We start from the raw sequence: 20,006 nt of genomic DNA, 5'->3' as shown, positions 1-20,006 counted from the left end.
CGGCTACCAGCCACCCGCGCCGGAGGTCGTCCTCTGGCCAACCGAACCGAGCGGATCAGTGCCGTCCGCGCGCCCTGCCATCGTCAGCCGACCGACGATGCACTAACTTCGAACTCGGGCCACCGAATGGGGGCAGGCCAGCCTTGATCATCTGAAATCTCAGTCGCCTTGCAGACTTTCGAGATTGATCTCACCGCTTCATTTATTTCCCGGCTGAAAGCAATCGAACTCAAAATCTCTAGCTCATGCAGAAAATCTCTAAGACTTACGACGTGCTTGATCTCCTGACGACAACGCTCGCGGCTATCGATCTTTTGCTCCCAGATAACACCGAGTTCCTGCACTCGTCCCATTCTAACTTCTCATCGAAATGACGTTAGACCGCATTTCTTTGCCGTCGATTATCTCAGAGATACGCGCATCTAATGCTTCAAGCGCGATCTTTTTTTCTGACACATAATCGTATTGATCATATACCGAACCTGTCACCGAATTCTTGGTCGTGCTCACGTGATTGAGCACATACCCTTGGGTCAGGCGCCCAACGCTGAGCTTCCCAAGCAACGTCGCGGCTGTGCGCCTCAGGTCGTGCGGCGTCACATTCGTCGCGAACACGCCTTCCCGTAGGCTCTCGAAAGCCTTGGCGAGGTTCTGTGGGGTGATGATCTTGCCGCGAGGACTGACAATCAGCGCTCCAGCCGACCGGTCCGCACGGAGCCGGCGCACGATCTCCAATGCCTTGCCGACCAAAGGGATCTTGTGCTGACGACCGTTCTTCGTCCGCGAGGGGGGCAGTGTCCAAATTCCGGTAGCGAGGTCAATCTCCTCTGCTCGGATGCCCGCACACTCACCAGGCCTCTACCCAGTGAGCAGGATCAGCCGAAATGCATCTCGGTATGCTGGCGCCGCCGCTTCGGTCGCCTTCCAGAACGCCACGATCTCCGCGTCCGAGAGGTAGCGATCCTTCGGGGTTTCCTCATGCCGGCGCTTCAACCCGGTAACTGGATTCAGCGGGACGAGCCCCTCGGAAACGCCCCATGAATAGGCAGCACTGAGAGTGTTCAGAACGCGGTTGCCAACGACCGGCGCACGGGCAGCGATCTTGTCTAGGAGATTCGCCACCTCGGCACGGGTCAGCTCTTCAGCACGACGCTGGCCAAGCGCCGGAATGACGTCGCGCTTGAGTAGCCCCTCATAGTCGCGCCAGGAGCGCAGCTTCTTCTTGGCGTAGCGCTCGATGTATCGCTCAAGGAAGCCAGCGACCGTGAGAGCGGCGATGCGCTCTTGGGCGGCTGCCACGGGATCCCCGCCTTCCTGGACAGTCCGGCGAAGGGCGAATGTCTTCTCGCGGGCCTGTGCCAGGCTCCAGCTGGGATAGTCGCCGATCGTGTACCGCCGCTGCTTGGCACTGCCCTTGGGCCGATAGATGAAACTCCACGACTTCGAAGAGGCCGAGACACGGAGGCACAGGCCTTGGGCCTTAGCGTCGTAGATCATCAGCCGAGACGCCCCGTCGGCCTTAAACGATCGCACCTGCGCATCCGTCAACATCTGAGCCGGCAATGGTGCCTCGCGAGGCTTCCCCGGGTCACGTCCGGGTCACAAATATACGGTACAGGACGGATGGCGGTGAAACAAGCTGAGACATAAAGCGATTGCGGAACAACCACTTGATCGTTTCAGGCGGCACCCTCGAATTTCATGGGAATTGTACCAAGATCAAGTAAGCCGTCAGGCCGCATCCCGGCCTTTGCGAAGCCGCTCCGGAGACGGGGCGGCTTTTTTCGTCGGTGCTGCCGTACGCACCTATAGGACGCGAGCTGCGATCAGGCGGATGTCGTGTCCGACAGTCCCGGGTCGAGCGTCCGCGCCAGCGACCGGGCGATGGCCACGAGGGCGGTGACCATCGGCGTGGACGGCTCGCGGCGCGGCGCGACGAGGCCGATCGTGTGCACCAGATCCGGCGCGGTGATCGGGATGGTCCGCACGCCCTCCATGGGCCCGAGGGCATCCACCAGGATCTCCGGCATGATCGAGGCCCAGCGCAGCGTGCGCACATGGGTCAGCAGCACGATCATCGAATTGGATTCGAGGGTGGCGGCAGGCTCGGCGCCCGATTCCCGGATCTGCTGGTCGATGATCCGCCGGTTCTGCATGTTCGGGGTCAGGAGGCATAACGGCAGGCTGCCCGTCTCGGCCCAGGTGACACTCGCGCGTTGGTCGAAGGGACCGCCGATGGCCGTGACGAGGCGGTATCGCTCCCGGTAGAGCGGTACGGAGATCACCCGCCCGAGGGGCTCGTTGTCGAGGTAGGTCAGGCCGGCATCCGCCTCGAGATTCTCGATCAGCGAGAAGATGTCGGCCGAGGTGGCGGATTCGACCGTCAGGCGCACGTCCGGGTGCCGCTCCCGGTAGGGGGTGGTGAGACGCACGATCATCGGCAGCGCCGTGGGAATCGCCGCGATCCGCAGATGACCGGTCAGGCCCCGGCGCAGCCCCGTGACCTCCTCGTGCATGGCCCGGGCATCGGCCACGATCCGCCGCGCCCATGCGAGCACCCGCTCGCCCTCAGGGGTGAAGCCCTGAAAGCGCGAACCGCGCAGCACGAGCTGCACGCCGAACCGGTTCTCCAGCTGCTTCACGCCGGCCGAGAGGGTCTGCTGGGTCACCCCGCAGGCCTCGGCGGCGTGTCCGAAATGCTGCTCCCGGGCGAGCGCGAGCAGGAAGTCCAGCTTGTCGATCACCACGCAGGGATCCCGGCACCGCGAGTCGCCGGGAGCCTAGCGACCCCCGGCGACACCCACAACCGCGCAGCGGTCGCTCACCGGAACAGGATGAAGGCCTTCGACACGGTGATGCCGATGCCCCAGACGATCGGGATGCCGACCACCGCCCAGGCCACGGCTGCACCGGGGCTGAAACCGCCGCGGCCGATACCGAAGGCGCCCGACGGCCCGGAGGCGGTCGCGCCGGCCTTGACGTCGAGGGCGGATCGCTCCGAGTCGGACATGAACCAGCGTTGGGCCAGCGGCCGAACGAGCAGGTTGCAGAGGAACCCGACCGCCAGGAAGCTCGCCAGCACGTACATGGTCCGGCCGTAGAGGTCCGCGCCCTGCACGCCCGCGGCGACCTGCGCCTCGCGGATCTTGGTGATGACGAACGGGCCGACGATGCCCGCCATCGACCACGCGGTGAGCAGGCGCCCGTGGATGGCGCCCACGAACTGCGTGCTGAACACGTCGGCGAGGTAGGCCGGCACCGTCGCGAAACCGCCGCCATACATGGACAGGATCACACAGAAAATGGCGACGAACAGAGCCTGCGAGCCGATGCCGGCCGCCCAGGGGGCTGCCGCATAGAGCAGGCCGCCCAGCGCGAAGAAGATTGCGTAGGTGACCTTCCGGCCGATGCGATCAGACATCGAGGCCCAGAAGAACCGGCCCAGGATGTTGAACAGCGAGAGCAGGCCGACGAAGCCGGCCGCGATCGCGGCGACCTGCGCCTTCTGGCCGGCGTCGAGGGCGGAGAAGCCGGTGCCCGGCAGGCCGATCAGCTCGCCGCCGAAAATCTCCTGCAGCATCGGCGAGGCCAGCGCGAGCACGCCGATACCAGCCGACACGTTGAGGAACAGGACGAGCCAGATCATCCAGAACTGGAACGTCTTGTGGGCGTCGCGGAGATGGACGTGCCCGGAGGCGATCATCGCGTTCTTGGCAGCCGGGGCCGTCCAGCCATCGGGGCGCCAGCCGGCCGGCGGCACGCGATAGCCGAAGGCTCCGCCGAGCATGAACAGGATGTAGCCGACCCCCATGACCGCCAGCGTCTGCCAGACACCGGCCGAGTCCGCGGTCCGGAAGGTCTTGATCAGGGTATCGGCCAGGGGCGATCCGATCATGGCACCGCCGCCGAAGCCCATGATCGCCATGCCGGTGGCCATGCCCCGGCGGTCGGGGAACCACTTGATCAGCGTCGAGACGGGCGAAATGTAGCCGAGGCCCAGCCCGATGCCGCCGATCAGACCCATGCCGAGCCAGACCAGCCAGAGCTGGTGGACGTAGACGCCGAGCGCCCCGATCAGGAAGCCGCCGCCCCAGCACAGGGCCGCCGCGATGCCAGCCTTGCGCGGGCCGGCCCGCTCCAGCCAGCCGCCGAACAAAGCCGCCGACAGGCCCAGCATCACGATGCCGATCGAGAAGACCGTCACGAGGTCGCTGACGCGCCAGTCACAGGTCGTCGTGAACAGGGCCGTCATGACGCCCATGTCGGGGCAGGTCGCCGGAGCCGGCTTGCCGACCGAGAGCGCCCGGGTCAGCGGCAGCCAGAACACCGACAGGCCGTACGCCATGCCGATGCAGAGATGAATTGCCAGCGCCGCCGGCGGGACCAACCATCGGTTGAAGCCCGGCTTGGCCACGATCCGCTCGCGGGTCAACAGACCCGGCGCACCACCCGGCGCGACCGCGCCAGCCACCCCAGCACCCATGTCGGACTCCTCGACGGCGGTCACGTCGATGGACCGCTCGCCGCCGCAAGATGCGCGATCTGTGTACACGGCGCTAGCGTGATGCCCGCTGAGTAGACAGATTTAATCCGGATCTGCGCAATTAACGGGCGAACTCTCGCAGGTAGAGCCTACCTGACGGTCTGGGCTCTAGGTTCTGCGTTGAAGCCCCCGGCATTCCGACGCGGCGACTCATGTGGCGCCGTGAGACTCAGGCGTCGCATGCGCCCATCAGACCGTGCAGGGCCCGCACAACCCAGATCCTGCGCGTTCTGCGATGGGGCGCAGGATCGCTCTTGGTCGAACGCCTCAGCCGGCGTCGCTGGCACCCTCGCCGAGCTTCTGCGGGTCGCGGGTCGCAGGTCGCACCGGGCTTTCGGCCTGAGGCTCGGCGCCACGCAGGGCCCGCTGCACCAGGGTGTCGGCCCGGTCGCCCATCTCGGGCAGGGCGGCTTCGAGCTTCGAGACCATCTTGGGCGTCCAGAACGCCACGATGTGCTTGTGGATGCCGGCCACCGCCTCCTCTTCCGGGTAGGACCGGAAGAAGGACGCGATCTGGTTGGCCATACGGAGGAGCTTGTCCTCCTGCGTCAGTGCGCTCATCGCCTCACTCCGCCGCGTCGAGCGTGGTGTCCTGAGAATTGGCGATGCGCGTCAACGAGAAATCCTCCTCGTAGAACTTCGCCTGCCAATCGGACGGCCGGTTGGTCCGCCGGACCTGCACCGCCGTCACCTTGTACTCGGGGCAGTTGGTCGCCCAATCCGAGTAATCGGTGGTGATGACGTTGGCGCCGGTCTTGGCGTGGTGGAAGGTGGTGTAGACCACGCCGGGCTGCATCCGCTCGGAGATCCTAGCCTTCAGGGCGATGTCGCCGGATCGGCTCTCCAGGGCGACGAGGTCGCCGTCCACGATGCCGCGCAGCTCCGCGTCGAAGGGATGGATCTCCAGTACGTCCTCCTCGTGCCAGCGCGAGTTCTCGGTGCGCCGGGTCTGCGCGCCGACATTGTACTGGGACAGGATCCGGCCCGTGGTGAGGATCAGCGGGAACTTGGCCCCCGTCCGCTCCTCGGTCGCCACGAACTCGGTGATCATGAACCGGCCCTTGCCGCGGACGAACCGGTCCACGTGCATCATCGGCGTGCCCAGCGGCGCCTTCTCGTTGCAGGGCCACTGCACCGAGCCGAGCTCGTCGAGCTTGGCGTAGGACACGCCGGTGAAGCTCGGCGTCAGGCCGGCGATCTCGTCCATGATCTCGGACGGGTGGCTGTAGTTCATCTTGTAGCCCAGCGCATTGGAGAGCAGCACCGTGCCCTCCCAGTCGCCGTAGCCGCCCATCGGGGCCATGACCTTGCGGACCCGCGAGATGCGGCGCTCGGCGTTGGTGAAGGTCCCGTCCTTCTCGAGGAACGAGGCGCCCGGCAGGAAGACGTGGGCGTATTTGGCGGTCTCGTTCAGGAACAGATCCTGGACGACGATGCACTCCATCGCCATCAGACCCGAGGTCACGTGATGCGTGTCCGGGTCCGACTGGGCGATGTCCTCGCCCTGGATGTACATGCCCTTGAACGAGCCCTCGACGGCCTCGTCCAGCATGTTGGTGATGCGCAGGCCCGGCGCGCCGTCGAGCTTGGCGCCCCAGAGGGCTTCGAAGCTCTCACGGGTCGCGTCGTCCGACACGTGGCGGTAGCCGGTGAGCTCGTGCGGGAACGAGCCCATGTCGCAGGAGCCCTGCACGTTGTTCTGGCCGCGCAGCGGGTTCACGCCGGCGCCGAGCTTGCCGATGTTGCCGGTGGCCATGGCGATGTTGGCCATGCCCATCACCATGGTCGAGCCCTGGCTGTGCTCGGTGACGCCCAGCCCGTAGTAGATGCCGGCCGCGCCGCCCTTGGCGTAGAGCCGGGCCGCGCCGCGCACCTGCTCGGGGTCGAGGCCGGTGAACTGCTGCTGATTCTCCGGGGAGTGACGCTCCTCGGCAATGAACCGGGCCCAGGACTCGAACTCGGCCAGATCGCAGCGCTCGCGGACATAGGCCTCGTCGATCAGCCCCTCGGTGACGATCACGTGCGCCAGCGAGTTGATGAAGGCGACGTTGGAGCCGGGCTTCAGCGGCAGGTGATAATCGGCCTTGATGTGGGGCGACTTCACGAGGTCGATCTTGCGCGGATCCGCGACGATCAGCTTGGCGCCCTGACGCAGGCGCTTCTTCATCCGCGAGCCGAAGACCGGGTGGCCGTCGGTTGGGTTGGCGCCGATCACCAGGATCACGTCGGAATTCTCGACCGACTTAAAATCCTGCGTGCCGGCCGAGGTGCCGAGCGTCGACATTAACCCGTAGCCCGTCGGCGAGTGGCAGACGCGGGCGCAGGTATCGACGTTGTTGTTGCCGAAGGCGGCGCGCACCAGCTTCTGGACGAGGTAGGCTTCCTCGTTGGTGCAGCGCGACGACGTGATGCCGCCGACCGAATCCTTGCCGTACGTGGCCTGGATCCGCTTGAACTCGGAGGCCGCCCGGTCGATCGCCTCTTCCCAGGAGACCTCGCGCCACGGATCCGTGATCTTCTCGCGGATCATCGGCTTGGTGATGCGGTCCTTGTGGGTGGCGTAGCCGTAGGCGAAGCGGCCCTTCACGCAGCTATGGCCCTCGTTGGCCTTACCGCCCTTGTACGGAACCATGCGGACGACGCGCTCGCCCTGCATCTCAGCCTTGAACGAGCAGCCGACGCCGCAATACGCGCAGGTCGTGACTTCCGCGTGCTCGGGCTGGCCGAACTCGTGGATCGACTTCTCCTGCAGCGTCGCAGTCGGGCAGGCCTGCACGCAGGCGCCGCAGGACACGCACTCGGATTCGAAGAAGTTGGTCGGTCCGGCCGCCACGCGGCTGTCAAAGCTGCGGCCCGCGATGGTCAGCGCGAAGGTGCCCTGCACCTCCTCGCACGCCCGGACGCAGCGGTTGCAGACGATGCACTTTGACGGGTCGTAGGTGAAGTACGGGTTCGACTCGTCCTTCGGCAGATATTTTTCCGCAGTCGGCGCCACGTGGTTGTCGCCGTCGTAGCCGTAGCGCACGTCGCGCAGGCCGACGACGCCCGCCATGTCCTGCAATTCGCAGTCGCCGTTGGCCGCGCAGGTCAGGCAGGTCAGCGGGTGGTCGGAGATGTAGAGCTCCATCACGCCCTTGCGGAGCTTGTGGAGCTTGTCGTTCTGCGTGTGCACGACCATGCCGTTCTCGGCTGGCGTCGTGCAGGAGGCGGGCGTCCCGCGCCGCCCCTCGATCTCCACGAGGCACAGACGGCAGGAGCCGAACGGCTCCAGCGAATCCGTGGCGCAGAGCTTCGGGATCTGCGTGCCGGCGTGCATCGCCGCCGCCATCACCGAGGTGCCGGCCGGCACCGTCACCGACATGCCGTCGATCGTCAGCGTCACCGTCTGCGCGTTGACGCGGATCGGCGTGCCGTAGTCGATTTCTTTGATGAGGGCCATGTCGCTACCTCACTCAGCCGCCGCAGGCAGCGAGCCCGCGCGGCGAAAATCTTCCGGGAAATGGGTGATCGCGCTCATCACGGGCATCGGGGTCAACCCGCCCATGGCGCAGAGCGATCCGTCGGTCATGACCTCGCAGAGGTCCTCGACCAGCTTGAGATTCGCGTCCGGGCGGATGCCGGCGATGACCTTGTCCATGGTCTCGACGCCACGGGTCGCGCCGATGCGGCAGGGGGTGCACTTGCCGCAGGACTCGGTGGCGCAGAACTCGAAGGCGAAGCGGGCTTGGCTCGCCATGTCAACCGTGTCGTCGAACACCACGATGCCGCCGTGGCCGACGAGGCCCTTCTTGGCCGCCATCGCCTCGTAATCGAGGGGCGTATCAAGGAGATGGTCGGGGAAGTAGGCCCCGAGCGGCCCGCCGACCTGCACGGCGCGGACCGGACGGCCCGAGCGCGTACCGCCGCCGAAATCCTCGATGACCTGACGGAGGGTGATGCCGAAGGCCATCTCGATCAGGCCGCCGTGCTTGATGTTGCCGGCGAGCTGGATCGGCAAGGTACCGAGCGACCGGCCCATGCCGTAATCGGCGTAGGCCTTGGCGCCGTTCTCCAGGATCCACGGCACGGCCGTGAAGGTCATGACGTTGTTGACCAACGTCGGCTTGCCGAGGAAGCCCTTCAGCGCCGGGATCGGCGGCTTGGCGCGGACGACGCCGCGCTTGCCCTCCAGGCTCTCCAGCAGCGAGGTCTCCTCACCGCAGATATAGGCGCCGGCGCCGAGGCGCACTTCCAGGTGGAAGGCCTTGCCCGACCCCAGGATGTTGTCGCCGAGCACGCCGGCCTGGATCCCGTTGGCGATCGCCTCCTTGAGCGTCGCGAACGCCTGCGGATACTCGGAGCGCAGATAGATGTAACCGCGCGTGGCCCCGGTCGCGACGCCCGCGATGGTCATGCCCTCGATGAGGTTGAAGGGGTCGCCCTCCATCATCATCCGGTCGGCGAAGGTGCCGGAATCGCCCTCGTCGGCGTTGCAGACCACGTACTTCTGGTCCGCCTTGGCGAGCATCACGGTGTTCCACTTGATGCCGGCCGGGAAGCCGGCACCACCCCGGCCGCGCAGGCCGGAATCGCGCACCGCCGCCACGATGCCCTCGGCATCGAGCTTCAGCGCGGCCTCAAGGCCGCGATAGCCGCCGTGGGCCCGGTAATCGTCCACGGAGACCGGGTCGATCACGCCGCAGCGGTGGAAGGTCAGACGCTGCTGCCGGGCCAGGAACGGGATCTTTTCCGGGTCGCCGAGGCGCAGGGCATGGTCGCCGCCCTCGGTCAGGCCGGCATCCAGAAGCGCGTCGACATCCTCCAGCTTCACCGGGCCGTAGGCGATCCGCCCCTCGGGCGTGCCGACCTCGACCATCGGCTCCAGCCACGCCAGACCGCGGGAGCCGGTGCGCACGACGGTGACGTCGAGGCCGCGGCGCTCGGCGCCGGCGAAGAGAGCCCGGGCGACCTTGTTGGCGCCGAGGCCGAGCGCGACGGCGTCGCGCGGAACGTAGAGCGTGACGCTCACTGGCGCACCTCCGTCAGGGCAGCTTCAAGGGCGTCGGCGGTCAGGTGGGCCACGGGCTCACCGTCCACCAGCGCGGCGGGGCCGTTGGCGCAGAGGCCGAGGCAGTAGACCGGCTCGACCGTGGCGTTGCCGTCTGCGGTGGTCTCGTGCCAGCCGCAGCCAAGGCGGCCGAGGATCTCGCGATGCAGCTTGTCCGAACCCATGGCCTGGCAGGCCTCGGCCCGGCACAGCTTCACCTCGTGGCGGCCGGCGGGGTGGGCACGGAAATCGTGGTAGAAGGTCACGCAGCCATGCACTTCGGCCCGCGACAGGTTGAGCGCGTCCGCGATCAGCGGCACGGCGCCCTGATCCACGTAGCCGAACGTCGCCTGCAACGCGTGCAGGATCGGCAGCGTGGCCCCTTCAAGATGGGTGTGTTCGGCGATGATCCCGGTGGCGCGCTCGGCGCTCCAGGGCTCGTGACGCGCCATGGTTTCCAGCCCAGTCTGTTCCTGTTCTAATGCGAAGAGGAACAGAAATGCCGGTTCGCTTCAATCGCCCTGTCCGGTTGCGTGACAAAGGACGTTTGTCGAGCTGTCACTCGGCTTTTAAGGCCGATGGCGTGATGCGTTAAGCAACTGTCACGAATCGGTTTTTCGGATCGACGGGGTGGTCAGAATTTCTTTCCTGCACCGCAACATAGATTTGTGCCCTGCAAGAAATTGCATGGCCGGACGATTTTCAACTGACCGCCGAGTTTGTGTCGAGGCTCAAGTTTAACGTGCGGCGCCGGTGCAGGCACGGCTGGATGGCTCGCAGGCACCGCTCGGGCGACGCTGTATCGTAAGATCGCACTGAACCCCGAAATGGCTCGAATCCGAGCCTGTGACGCGTGTTCGATCAGAACTCCATCTCGAGTTCTTCGATCTCATCCGGCTCGTCGTCGGCGGCCTCCGCCCATTCGACCATCAGCGGCCAGTGCAGGATCGTGTCCCGGTAGGCCGCGGCGCGGGGCGGCAGCGCGACATCATAGGTGCGGAAGCGCGTGCAGACCGGAGCATACATGGCATCCGCCAGGCACGGCGTGGCGCCAAACAGGAAGGGCCCGTCGTACCGATCCAGGCAATCGTCGAAGATCGTGACGATGCGCTCGATATCGGCCTTCGCGCCGTTGAACACCCGAAAATCCGGGTGGAAGGCGCGCAGGTTCATCGGCAGGGCCGAGCGCAGATTGACGAACCCCGAATGCATCTCCCCGGAGATCGAGCGGCAATGGGCGCGTTCCGCCACGGCACCCGGCAGCAGGCCGGCGGCCGGGACTATCTCGCCGAGGTACTCGGCAATGGCCAGCGTGTCCCAGACTACGACGTCGCCGTGCCGCAGGCGGGGTACCAGGAAGGACGGCGACAGGTGGAGCAATTCCGCCCGGCTGCTGGCATCCGTCCCGGACAACACCTCGGTCTGAAAGTCGAGGCCCGCCATCCGGCAGATCAGCCAGCCCCGCAGGGACCATGAGGAATAGTTGCGGCTCGAAATGGTGAGCGTCGCGGCCGTCATCGTCCTGCCCCCAGGCGCATCGCCGATCATGCGGTCTGCGAGGCCCGATCCAAGACTCGTGCCGAAGGGACTCGCGAATCACCGCTGGGGCCGATTCTACTCCCGTCGCAGGAGCGCGGCGACCTCCGCTTCCTCGGCGGCCGACAGGCCGCGCGTCGGTGCCGGCCGGCGGCGGCGGGCGAGGCGCCAGATCCCGAACCCACCGAGCAGGACCGCGAGCACCGGCGTCAACCAGAGCAGCAGCGTGTGCAGGGCGAAGACCGGGCGCAGCAGCACGAACTCGCCGTAGCGGGCGACCACGTAATTACGCACGGCCGTGTCGCTGTCCCCCTTCTCCAGACGCTCGCGGACGATCAGGCGCAGATCCTTGGCGAGCGGCGCGTCGGAATCGTCGATCGACTGGTTCTGGCAGACGAGGCAGCGCAGCTCGGCGGAGATCTCCCGGGCACGATGCTCCAGGGCCGGGTCCTTCAGCACCTCGTCGGGCTGGACGGCGTGGGCGGGGGTGACGAGCGCGGCGAGAAGCATGAGCGCGGCGCCGGCACGGACGCGCGCGCTTCCTTCCACCGCAGAGGGGCGAGGGCGATGCGCGAAAACCTTCATCGCCGCCCTCACTCGGCCGGCACCGCGTTGGGCAGCGGCCGGGCCTTCGCCTTGGCGGGGGCGCCCACGCGCATCCGGCGGTCCATGAGCGAGAGCCCGCCACCCAGAGCCATCACCACGGCACCGAGCCAGATCAGCAGCACCAGCGGCTTGTAGTAGAGCCGCAAACCGACGCTGCCGTCCTGGCCGATCTCGCCGAGGCTCGCATAGACCTGGCTCACGCCGACGGTTAGCAGGCCGGACTCGGTCACCGCCATCTTGCGGCTCGGGTAGAAGCGCTTGCCGGTCTCCACCTGCCCGACCTCGTCGCCGGCACGGGTGCGGATCGTCAGATAGGCGGCGGCCTCCTCGTAGTTCGGGCCCTTGCGCGGGGCGACGCGCTCCAAAGTGGCCGTATAGGGTCCCGTCGCCAGGCTCTGGCCGGGCTTGAGGGTCGCCAGACCCTCGGCGGCCCAACCCTGCGCGGCGATGCCCAGCACCACCACGCCGACGCCGGCATGGGCGAACGCCGTCCCCCAGGCCGAGCGCGGCAGGCCGATGGCGCGGCGGCCGATCTGACTCAGCGAGCGGGCACGGCTCGCCCCGTAGCCCCGGGCGCGGGAGACGATCTCCAAGGCCGAGCCGATCAGCAGGTAGACGCCGAGGCCGATCCCGACCGGGGCCATGACCGGTCCGCCCCAGGTCAGGGCGAGCACCCCGAAGCCGACCACCAGGGCCAGGGCCAGGACCGCGAACAGGCGCTGCGCGGCCGCGAGCACGTCGCCACGCTTCCAGGCGAGCGCCTGCCCGGCGGGCACGATCAGCAGGAGCGGGATCGCCAGCGGCACGAAGGTGGAATTGAAGAAGGGCGGCCCGACCGTGATCTTCTCGCCGGTCAGCATCTCGAGAAGCAGCGGATACAGGGTGCCCACCAGCACGGTGGCGCAGCCCGCGACGAGGAAAAGATTGTTGAGGACCAGCGACCCCTCGCGGGAGATCGGCGCGAACAACCCGCCCTGCCGCAGCAGTGGTGCCCGCCATGCGAACAGGCTCAGCGAGCCGCCGATGAACAGGATCAGGATTGCCAGGATGAAGACGCCGCGGGTCGGGTCGGTGGCAAAGGAATGCACGGAGGTGATCACGCCCGAGCGGACCAGGAAGGTGCCGATCAGCGAGAGCGAGAAGGTCAGGATGGCGAGCAGCACCGTCCAGACCTTCAGGGCGTCGCGCTTCTCCATGACCACGGTGGAGTGCAGCAGCGCCGTGCCGGCGATCCAGGGCATCAGGGAGGCGTTCTCGACCGGGTCCCAGAACCACCAGCCGCCCCAGCCGAGCTCGTAATAGGCCCAGTAGGAGCCCATCGCGATCCCGAGCGTCAGGAAGCACCACGCGGTGAGCGTCCAGGGCCGCACCGCCCGGGCCCAGACGGCGTCGATCCGCCCGTCGATCAGGGCAGCGACCGCGAAGGCGAAGCTGATCGAGAAGCCGACATAGCCGACATAGAGGAGCGGCGGATGGATCGCGAGGCCGGGATCCTGCAGCAGCGGGTTGAGGTCGTTGCCCTCCAGCGGCGCCGGGACGACGCGGCTGAACGGGTTCGACGTCGTGATGATGAACAGCACGAACACGAAGGTGATCAGCCCCTGCACGCCGAGCGTGTTGGCCCGCAGCCGCGGCGGCACGGAGTTCTTGGCGGCCGCCACGCAGGCGCCGAACAGGGTGAGGATCAGGACCCAGAGGAGCATCGAGCCCTCGTGGTTCCCCCAGACACCGGAGATCTTGTAGATCAGCGGCTTCTGCGTGTGCGAGTTCTCGACGACGTTCTGGACCGAGAAGTCCGAGGTGACGTGCGCGTAGGTCAGCGCCGCGAAGGCGAACAGCACGCAGGCGAAGGCCCAGAGCGCCGCCTGCGAGGCGATCTGCCGGAGCGCCGGATCGCCCGAGCGGGCGGCCCAGATCGGCATCACCATCTGGACGAGGGAGATCGCCAGCGCGAGCGCGAGGGCGAAGTGACCGGTCTCGACGATCATGCGGGTTCCCTCACCGCTCGCTGCGGGGGCCGAGGGTCGAATTGGCGGCCGCCGTGGTGGGCTTCGGCGGCGCGGCTTTGTTCGGGCCGCCCTCCTGCCAGCGCCCCTGCGCCTTCAGCGCGTCGGCGACCTCGCGCGGCATGTAGGATTCATCGTGCTTGGCCAGCACCGTATCGGCGCGGAACATCCCGCCCGGCTCCAGCACGCCCTCGGCGACGACCCCCTGCCCCTCCCGGAACAGGTCCGGCAGCAGGCCCTTGTAGTGCACCGCGACGGTGGCGTTCGTATCGGTGACGGCGAAGTCCACCGCCTGGTCCGGGCCGCGCTTGAGCGAGCCGTCCTTCACCAGCCCGCCGAGCCGCAGGCGCGTGCCCGGCGCGATGGCTTGCAGGGCGATCTCGGACGGCGAGCGGAAGAACACGATCGAGCCGCTCATGGCGAACAGGATCAGCCCCACGGCCAGCGCCAGCACGCTGCCGCAGGCGGCGATCAGGATCAGGCGGCGGCTCTTACGCGTCACGATACTTCCACCCCGCGATCCGGCGGGCGGTCACCCGCCCAGGCCCGAACCGTTCTCATTCTAGCTCATGAGGGTGTCGGCTCCGTACGCGCCCGGGTCAAGGGCGGGCGTCGGGACCGATTGTCGTACGGGCGGTCCGCGCCGCCGGCCTCGCGCCTTCGTGCGGTCAGGGCGCGGGCTTGCCGGGCAGGTCGAGTTCCCGGGCCAATCCGTCGAGCCGCGCCACCGCCTCGCCATTGGCCGCGAGCGCCATTCGGGCGCGGTCCAGGGCCTTGATGGCCTGATCGCGCTCACCCAGCGCGCTGTAGGACCGCACGAGCCGCATCCACTCGTCGGGCGTGCCGCCGCGGGCGGCCAGCCGCCGGTCGAGCCCCTCGACCATGCCGCGGATGGCGGCGTCACGCTCCGCCTGCGGCATGGCACGCACAGCCGCCATCGCGGCCTCGGTTTCGGCCCGGGCCGCCGGTCCGGAGGGGGCGGGCTCGGCCGGGCGCCCCGGGCCACCCTCGGCATCGAGGCCGACGGCGCGGGCACCCTGTTCCACCTGGGCCAGACCCTGTGGATCGTTGGCGAGCGCGGTGCGGGCTCGGGCGAGGGCGGCGTTCGCCTGATCGTGCTCGCCCAGCACGGCCCGGGACCGGACGAGCCGCAGCCACTCGTCCGGCGTGCCGCCGCCGGCCTTGAGCCGGGCATCGAGCCCGTCGACCATGCCGCGGATCGCCGCCTGCTGCGCGGCCGGGATTTTCGGCTCGGTCGGCGCCGGGGTCGGGGGTGCCGGCTCGCCCTTGAGGCGAGCGAGCGTCTGGCGGACCACGCCGAGCCAGGGGGCGTCCGGCGGGCTGGCGGCTTCGAGGCTCGTGAGCTGGCGGATCGCCTCGCCGGTATCGCCGGCCTGCTCGGCCGCCCGGGCGAGATAGAACCGGGGCTTGGGCGCGTTCGGGTCTTTGGCCTGCGCCTTCTCGAACAGCGCCTTGGCCTCGGGCGTCACCGTGCCGTCAGCGGCCGCCGTGAGGGCCTCGCCCTGATCGGCCAGAAGGTCGGCGGACTCACCCTTCAGCCGGGCGATGTTGCCGTAGGCGCGGGCCGCGTCGTCGAACCGGCCGGTGCGCATATAGACCGGGGCGAGCACCGCCCAGCCGCGGGCGTCGTTCGGATCACGGGCGAGTCGCGCCTCGATCTGCCCCACCGCCTTCGTCAGCTCGTCGGCGCCGCCGCGGGCCGCCTGCCGGTCGGCTTCGGTCTGGGCAGGCAGTTCCGGCGAGCCGTAGAGGCCGTAGGCGATCAGCGCCACGAGGGGGATGGTGGACACCGCGAAGGCCGAGGCCGCCCGACGCCGGCGCAGGCGCGGCTCAGCCGGGCGCGCAGCCTCGACCGTGCCGGCATCCTCGGCTTCGAGCTTGACCTCCCGGCTCGCCCGGAGAAGGCGCCGCGCCGCCTCGGCCTTGGCCGCTTCGGCCTCCTCTGGGGCGATCAGGCCGCGCTCCTGGTCGCGGGCGATCTCGGCGATCTGGTCTTCGTAGAAGGCGGTCTCGGTAGCGATCGCGGTGCCGCCCGCCTCGCCAGCGGGCACCACGGCGCGCCGCGACAGCGGCCAGAGCAGGCCGAGGACAGCCGCCGCAGTCATAGCCGCCAGGATGAACCAGATCGCCGTCATCGAACCTTCGCCAGCGGGCCGGACCGGCCCATACGTCCCCACACCATGTGGAGCCGGCGGCGGAATGCCACGACGCCCCCCGGCGGCGGCACGGTGTCACGCAACTGCCGCGCGAAGACAAGGGTGAAGACCGGACCCGCGCTCCAGAGCGCGATTCGCGCCCGCAAACGGCTCAATGGGTTGTCGTCCCGACAGGCGCATCGCCTGGCACCTCCAGCACCGCCCGCAGGCCTCCCAGCGCAGCCTGCTCCAGGGTGAAGCGCCCCCGGTAGAGGGTGGCGAGATCCGCCACGATGGACAGGCCGAGGCCGGAACCGGGCTTCGATTCGTCGAGCCGCCGCCCCCGGCCGAGCACGGCCTGGCGCGCCTCCGGCGGCAGACCCGGACCATCATCCTCGATGGCGACGACGAGGTGGGGATAATCGGCCTTGGTCACCGCCTCGGCCCGGATCGCCACCCGCGCATGGGCCCATTTCGAGGCATTGTCGACAAGGTTGCCGACCATCTCCTCAAAATCCTGGCGCTCCCCCCGGAAGCGCAGGCCCGGCGGGACGTGGACGTCGTAGGCAATGTCCTTGTCGCGATAGATCTTGCCGAAGGTGCGCACGAGTCCGGCCAGCGCCGGCTCGACCTCCGTGGAGGTGCCGAGGGTTCCGGCGAGCGCGGCGGCCCGGGCCCGGTCGAGGTGGTAATTGACCTGATCGCGCATCACCGCGGCCTGCTCGCGGATCTTCTGGGCGAGTTCCTCCGGCGCGTCCGAGGCGCCCACCTCGTTGACGATGATCGAGAGCGGCGTCTTCAGGGCGTGGGCGAGGTTGCCGACTTGCGTGCGGGCGCGCTCCAGGATCTCCCGGTTGGTCTCGATCAGCAGGTTCACCTCGCCGGTGAGGGGGGCGATGTCGCGGGGATAGGTGCCGGTGATGCGGTCGGCCTCGCCCCGCCGGACGGCGCCCAAAGCCGCGCGCATCTTCTTGAGCGGCGCGAGGCCGAACCGGATCTGCAGAAGGGTGGTGAGCGCCAGCGACAGGCCGAGCAGGCCGAATGTGATGGTCAGCGAATTGCGGAAGCGATCGACGTCGTTGACGATCTCGTCCGCCGGCCCGGCGACCCGCACGGTGTAGCGGCCCTCCTCGCCGAGATCGACATCGCGCTCCATGATGCGCAGCAGGCGTCCGTCCTGTGCCCGGCCGTAGCCCTGGCGGATCTGGCCGACCCCGGCCTTCCCCTCGGAATCGGTCGCGGGCGGCAGCGGCACCCCGACCAGGGAGCGCGAGGTGCGCACGTCCCGGGGCTTCGCGTCGGGCTTGCCGACCTGCCAGTACCAGCCCGACAGCGGCAGATCGAAGCGCGGATCACCCAGCGAGAAGGTCCGGCTCTCGGGATCGTTCGGCGAGACGAGGTCGGTGGCGAGGTTGTTGGTGAAGACGAGCAGACGGCTGTCGAAGGCGCGCTCGGTGTTCTCCCGGTAGAGGGTAGTGAGGATCCAGGCGGCGATCAGCAGGATCGCGGAGCTCGACAGGAAGGCCGAGACGGCGAGCCGTACCGCGATCGAGCGGCGGCGCAGGGAGAAGAGGCCGAGGAGGTCGGTCATGGAAGCGCCCTACGCGGAGAGCGGCGCCGCGTCGACATAGACCGCGCCCCGCATCAGCGGCCGCGTCGTGCGGAAGAAGGCCCCCCGCTCCGCCCGCCATCCGTCCGGCCCGCGCGTCACGGCAGCGTCGGCGGTCAGGATCCCCGATGGCATGCCGACCCGCAGGGCCACATCGGTCGGACGTGCGGCCTCGTGGACGAGGCTGCCTTCGATCCGGGCTGCCACGGCCAGGCACAGGGTGGCGGTGAGCGGCAGGGCCTGATGCGGCACGCCGTTGGAGATCACCCGGGCGGTCAGGTCGATGTCGTCGGCCCGCACCGCCGCGCCGGACAGGCTGCCGGCCTCAAGCGGGGGCGCCACAATCCCTACGAACGGCACGTGGACGATGCGTACCGCCGCATCGAGATCGGGGGCAATCCCCATCGCCACGGAGGCGGCCCGGCGGATCCGGCCGAGCCGATCGAGCAGGCCGGGGATCGCCTCAAGGGCGGCGGGCAGCTCGACACCGGTCAGCCCGAGATCGGCGGCGCGCACGAACACGCAGGCATTGGCCGCATCCACCAGCGAGGCCTCGATCGGGCCCAGGCCCGGCACATCGAGGCTCTGGCGGACGGCCCCGGTCGGGAGAAGCCGGCCCGTGGTGGCGCCGCCGGGATCGATGAAGTCGAGGCGGATCGGCGCGCCGGTGCCGGCGACGCCCGGGATCGCGAGATCGCCGCGATAGAGGGTGCGGCCGTCGTCCACCGCGAAATGTGCCTCGATGAGCTTGCGCGTGTTGGTGTTGAAGATCCGCAGCCGCACAGGGCCATCGGACGCCTCCACCAGGCCTTCGTCCACTGCGAAGGGGCCGACCGCGGACAGCATGTTGCCGCAATTGCCCGAGAGATCGATCCGCCCCTCGCGGACCACCACCTGCACGAAGGTGTAGTCGATATCGGCGTCCGGCCGCTCGGACCGCGCCACGACGCAGATCTTCGACACCGACGAGACGCCCCCGCCCATGCCGTTGAGCTGACGCCCGAACGGATCGGGGCTGTCCATGGCGGAGAGGAAGACCGGCTCCCAGACGGACAGATCCCCCGGCACGTCCCGCCGGTGCAGCATCAGCGCCTTGCTGGTGCCGCCGCGCATGAAGACCGCCGGCAGCGTGCCGGGACGGAGCGCCACGCTCACACCCGTGCTGGCGGCTGGTTGGGATCCACGAGATAGCCGAGGCCCCGCACCGTCTGGATCAGGTCCACGGCGAGTTTCTTGCGCAAGCGGCCGACGAACACCTCGATCGTGTTCGAATCGCGATCGAAATCCTGGTCATAGAGGTGCTCGGTCAGCTCGGCCCGGGACACGACCCGACCGGTATGGTGCATCAGGTAGGAGAGCAGCCGGTATTCGTGGCTCGTCAGCTTCACCTGAGCGCCGTCGACGAAGACCTTGCCGGACCGCGTGTCGAGCGTGACGGGACCGCAGGCGATCTGGCTGGTGGCATGGCCGGCGGCCCGGCGCAGGAGCGCGCGGACCCGGGCCATCAACTCCTCCATGTGGAAGGGCTTCGTCACATAATCGTCCGCCCCGGCATCGAAGCCATCGACCTTGTCGGACCAGCGGTCCCGGGCGGTGAGGATGATCACCGGCGTCTTCACCCCGGCCCGGCGCCATTTCTGCAGCACGGTGACGCCATCGGCCTTGGGCAGACCCATGTCGAGGATGATGGCATCGTAGGGTTCGCTCTCGCCGAGATAGCCGCCCTCCTCGCCGTCATAGGCCTTGTCGGCGACGTAGCCGGCCTCCTCCAGCGCGGCGACCACCTGCCGGTTGATGTCCTTGTCATCCTCCACGACGAGCAGACGCACGGCTCACTCCCCTCGGAAACGATTTCGGCGCCCGCTCAATATTGACCGGCCACGCTGCCGGTGCGCGCGTCCACGATGACGTGCACGAAATGACCGTCCCGGCGCAAGGCGGTCAGCATGTAGACCAAGGTGTCCTCGTAACGGCAGAGGCTCGCCCGCTGGATCTCGGCCCGGGGAATCACCGTGCGGGCCGCGCGGATCGCCGCCACGGGCGGGATCACCCGGCGCTCGCCGACCTCCTCGCGCATGTCGGCCGGCGACAGGCAGGTCTCGACCCGCAGCGGCGCCTGGCCGGAGACCGTGCCGGTCTGGGGAGCCGGCCCATCGTCCGCCATGGAGCCGAGGCCGCCCGCGGCGAGGGCCGCGGCGGTCAGGCTGATGGCAACGAGGGCGATCGCGTAGCGCATTGGCGAGAGATGTGGGCCGAGGGCACTGAATGCGCCCTGAATACGTAGCCGTAGACGTCCCGCGATGGGTGTATCGGGCGTGCGCAGGGCGGGACATCGGCGTGCGGACGGCATCGTGCCGGCACTACGGTTGAGGCGGCGCGCGGTTCCCACCCGCGTTCATCACGTTGGGGAAGGAGACCGGGACGCCGAGCCTACCGAAAATTCCGGCGTCCGCTCGGCAGACATGACCCCGGCGACAGGGCCGTTCGGTGGAGCCGCGCCAGACTCTCGCGATCGTCAGCGGCA

Annotated in this window: 16 protein-coding genes and 1 pseudogene; all 17 read right to left on the bottom strand. The window is 68.4% G+C overall.

Going from position 1 to position 20,006, the window contains the following annotated elements; all coding sequences use genetic code 11:
- Positions 1–354 precede the first annotated feature (354 nt).
- A pseudogene (locus tag MKK88_RS33545) lies at positions 355–846 on the bottom strand (tyrosine-type recombinase/integrase); the annotation flags it as partial.
- A 12-nt stretch (positions 847–858) separates the two neighbouring features.
- Positions 859–1,551 (bottom strand): tyrosine-type recombinase/integrase, encoded by a 693-nt coding sequence (locus tag MKK88_RS33540; protein ID WP_279602757.1) that lies wholly within the window; start codon positions 1,549–1,551, stop codon positions 859–861.
- 275 nt (positions 1,552–1,826) lie between these two features.
- Positions 1,827–2,744, bottom strand: coding sequence for a LysR family transcriptional regulator (locus tag MKK88_RS33535; RefSeq protein WP_244008122.1), 918 nt, complete (start codon positions 2,742–2,744; stop codon positions 1,827–1,829).
- Positions 2,745–2,821: 77 nt separating this feature from the next.
- Positions 2,822–4,483, bottom strand: coding sequence for an OFA family MFS transporter (locus MKK88_RS33530; RefSeq protein WP_244008135.1), 1,662 nt, complete (start codon positions 4,481–4,483; stop codon positions 2,822–2,824).
- A gap of 327 nt (positions 4,484–4,810) precedes the next feature.
- Complete coding sequence (locus MKK88_RS33525; RefSeq protein WP_244008120.1) at positions 4,811–5,104, bottom strand: formate dehydrogenase subunit delta; 294 nt, start codon at positions 5,102–5,104, stop codon at positions 4,811–4,813.
- Positions 5,105–5,108: 4 nt separating this feature from the next.
- On the bottom strand, positions 5,109–7,982 hold the full coding sequence (fdhF, locus tag MKK88_RS33520) for a formate dehydrogenase subunit alpha (protein WP_244008118.1): 2,874 nt from the start codon (positions 7,980–7,982) through the stop codon (positions 5,109–5,111).
- 9 nt (positions 7,983–7,991) lie between these two features.
- A complete protein-coding gene (locus tag MKK88_RS33515; protein ID WP_244008116.1) occupies positions 7,992–9,551 on the bottom strand; it encodes a formate dehydrogenase beta subunit in 1,560 nt (519 codons plus the stop codon).
- Positions 9,548–10,021 (bottom strand): formate dehydrogenase subunit gamma, encoded by a 474-nt coding sequence (locus tag MKK88_RS33510; RefSeq protein WP_244008114.1) that lies wholly within the window; start codon positions 10,019–10,021, stop codon positions 9,548–9,550. The genes MKK88_RS33515 and MKK88_RS33510 overlap by 4 nt, the downstream gene beginning before the upstream one ends.
- 409 nt (positions 10,022–10,430) lie before the next feature.
- A complete protein-coding gene (locus MKK88_RS33505) occupies positions 10,431–11,087 on the bottom strand; it encodes a glutathione S-transferase family protein (protein WP_244008112.1) in 657 nt (218 codons plus the stop codon).
- A gap of 96 nt (positions 11,088–11,183) precedes the next feature.
- The gene (locus MKK88_RS33500; protein WP_244008109.1) at positions 11,184–11,615 is read right to left on the bottom strand and encodes a cytochrome c-type biogenesis protein; all 432 of its coding nucleotides are present in this window, start codon (positions 11,613–11,615) and stop codon (positions 11,184–11,186) included.
- 83 nt (positions 11,616–11,698) lie between these two features.
- Complete coding sequence (locus MKK88_RS33495; protein WP_244008107.1) at positions 11,699–13,699, bottom strand: heme lyase CcmF/NrfE family subunit; 2,001 nt, start codon at positions 13,697–13,699, stop codon at positions 11,699–11,701.
- 10 nt (positions 13,700–13,709) lie between these two features.
- Complete coding sequence (ccmE, locus tag MKK88_RS33490; protein WP_244008105.1) at positions 13,710–14,219, bottom strand: cytochrome c maturation protein CcmE; 510 nt, start codon at positions 14,217–14,219, stop codon at positions 13,710–13,712.
- 166 nt (positions 14,220–14,385) lie between these two features.
- On the bottom strand, positions 14,386–15,873 hold the full coding sequence (gene ccmI, locus MKK88_RS33485; RefSeq protein WP_244008100.1) for a c-type cytochrome biogenesis protein CcmI: 1,488 nt from the start codon (positions 15,871–15,873) through the stop codon (positions 14,386–14,388).
- A 172-nt stretch (positions 15,874–16,045) separates the two neighbouring features.
- Positions 16,046–17,464, bottom strand: coding sequence for a sensor histidine kinase (locus MKK88_RS33480; protein ID WP_244008098.1), 1,419 nt, complete (start codon positions 17,462–17,464; stop codon positions 16,046–16,048).
- A gap of 9 nt (positions 17,465–17,473) precedes the next feature.
- Positions 17,474–18,631: a 2-methylaconitate cis-trans isomerase PrpF family protein gene (locus MKK88_RS33475; protein WP_244008096.1), complete on the bottom strand. Its 1,158-nt coding sequence runs from the start codon at positions 18,629–18,631 to the stop codon at positions 17,474–17,476.
- Positions 18,632–18,633: 2 nt separating this feature from the next.
- Positions 18,634–19,311, bottom strand: coding sequence for a response regulator transcription factor (locus MKK88_RS33470; protein WP_010684559.1), 678 nt, complete (start codon positions 19,309–19,311; stop codon positions 18,634–18,636).
- Between the two features lie 35 nt (positions 19,312–19,346).
- Positions 19,347–19,718 (bottom strand): PepSY domain-containing protein, encoded by a 372-nt coding sequence (locus tag MKK88_RS33465; protein ID WP_244008094.1) that lies wholly within the window; start codon positions 19,716–19,718, stop codon positions 19,347–19,349.
- Positions 19,719–20,006: the final 288 nt, after the last annotated feature.

Origin of the sequence: Methylobacterium sp. E-005 (genome assembly GCF_022829725.1) — a bacterium.
Classification (GTDB): domain Bacteria; phylum Pseudomonadota; class Alphaproteobacteria; order Rhizobiales; family Beijerinckiaceae; genus Methylobacterium.
Note: the sequence above shows the minus strand (reverse complement) of the source record. Positions and strands in the feature narration are given on the sequence as shown.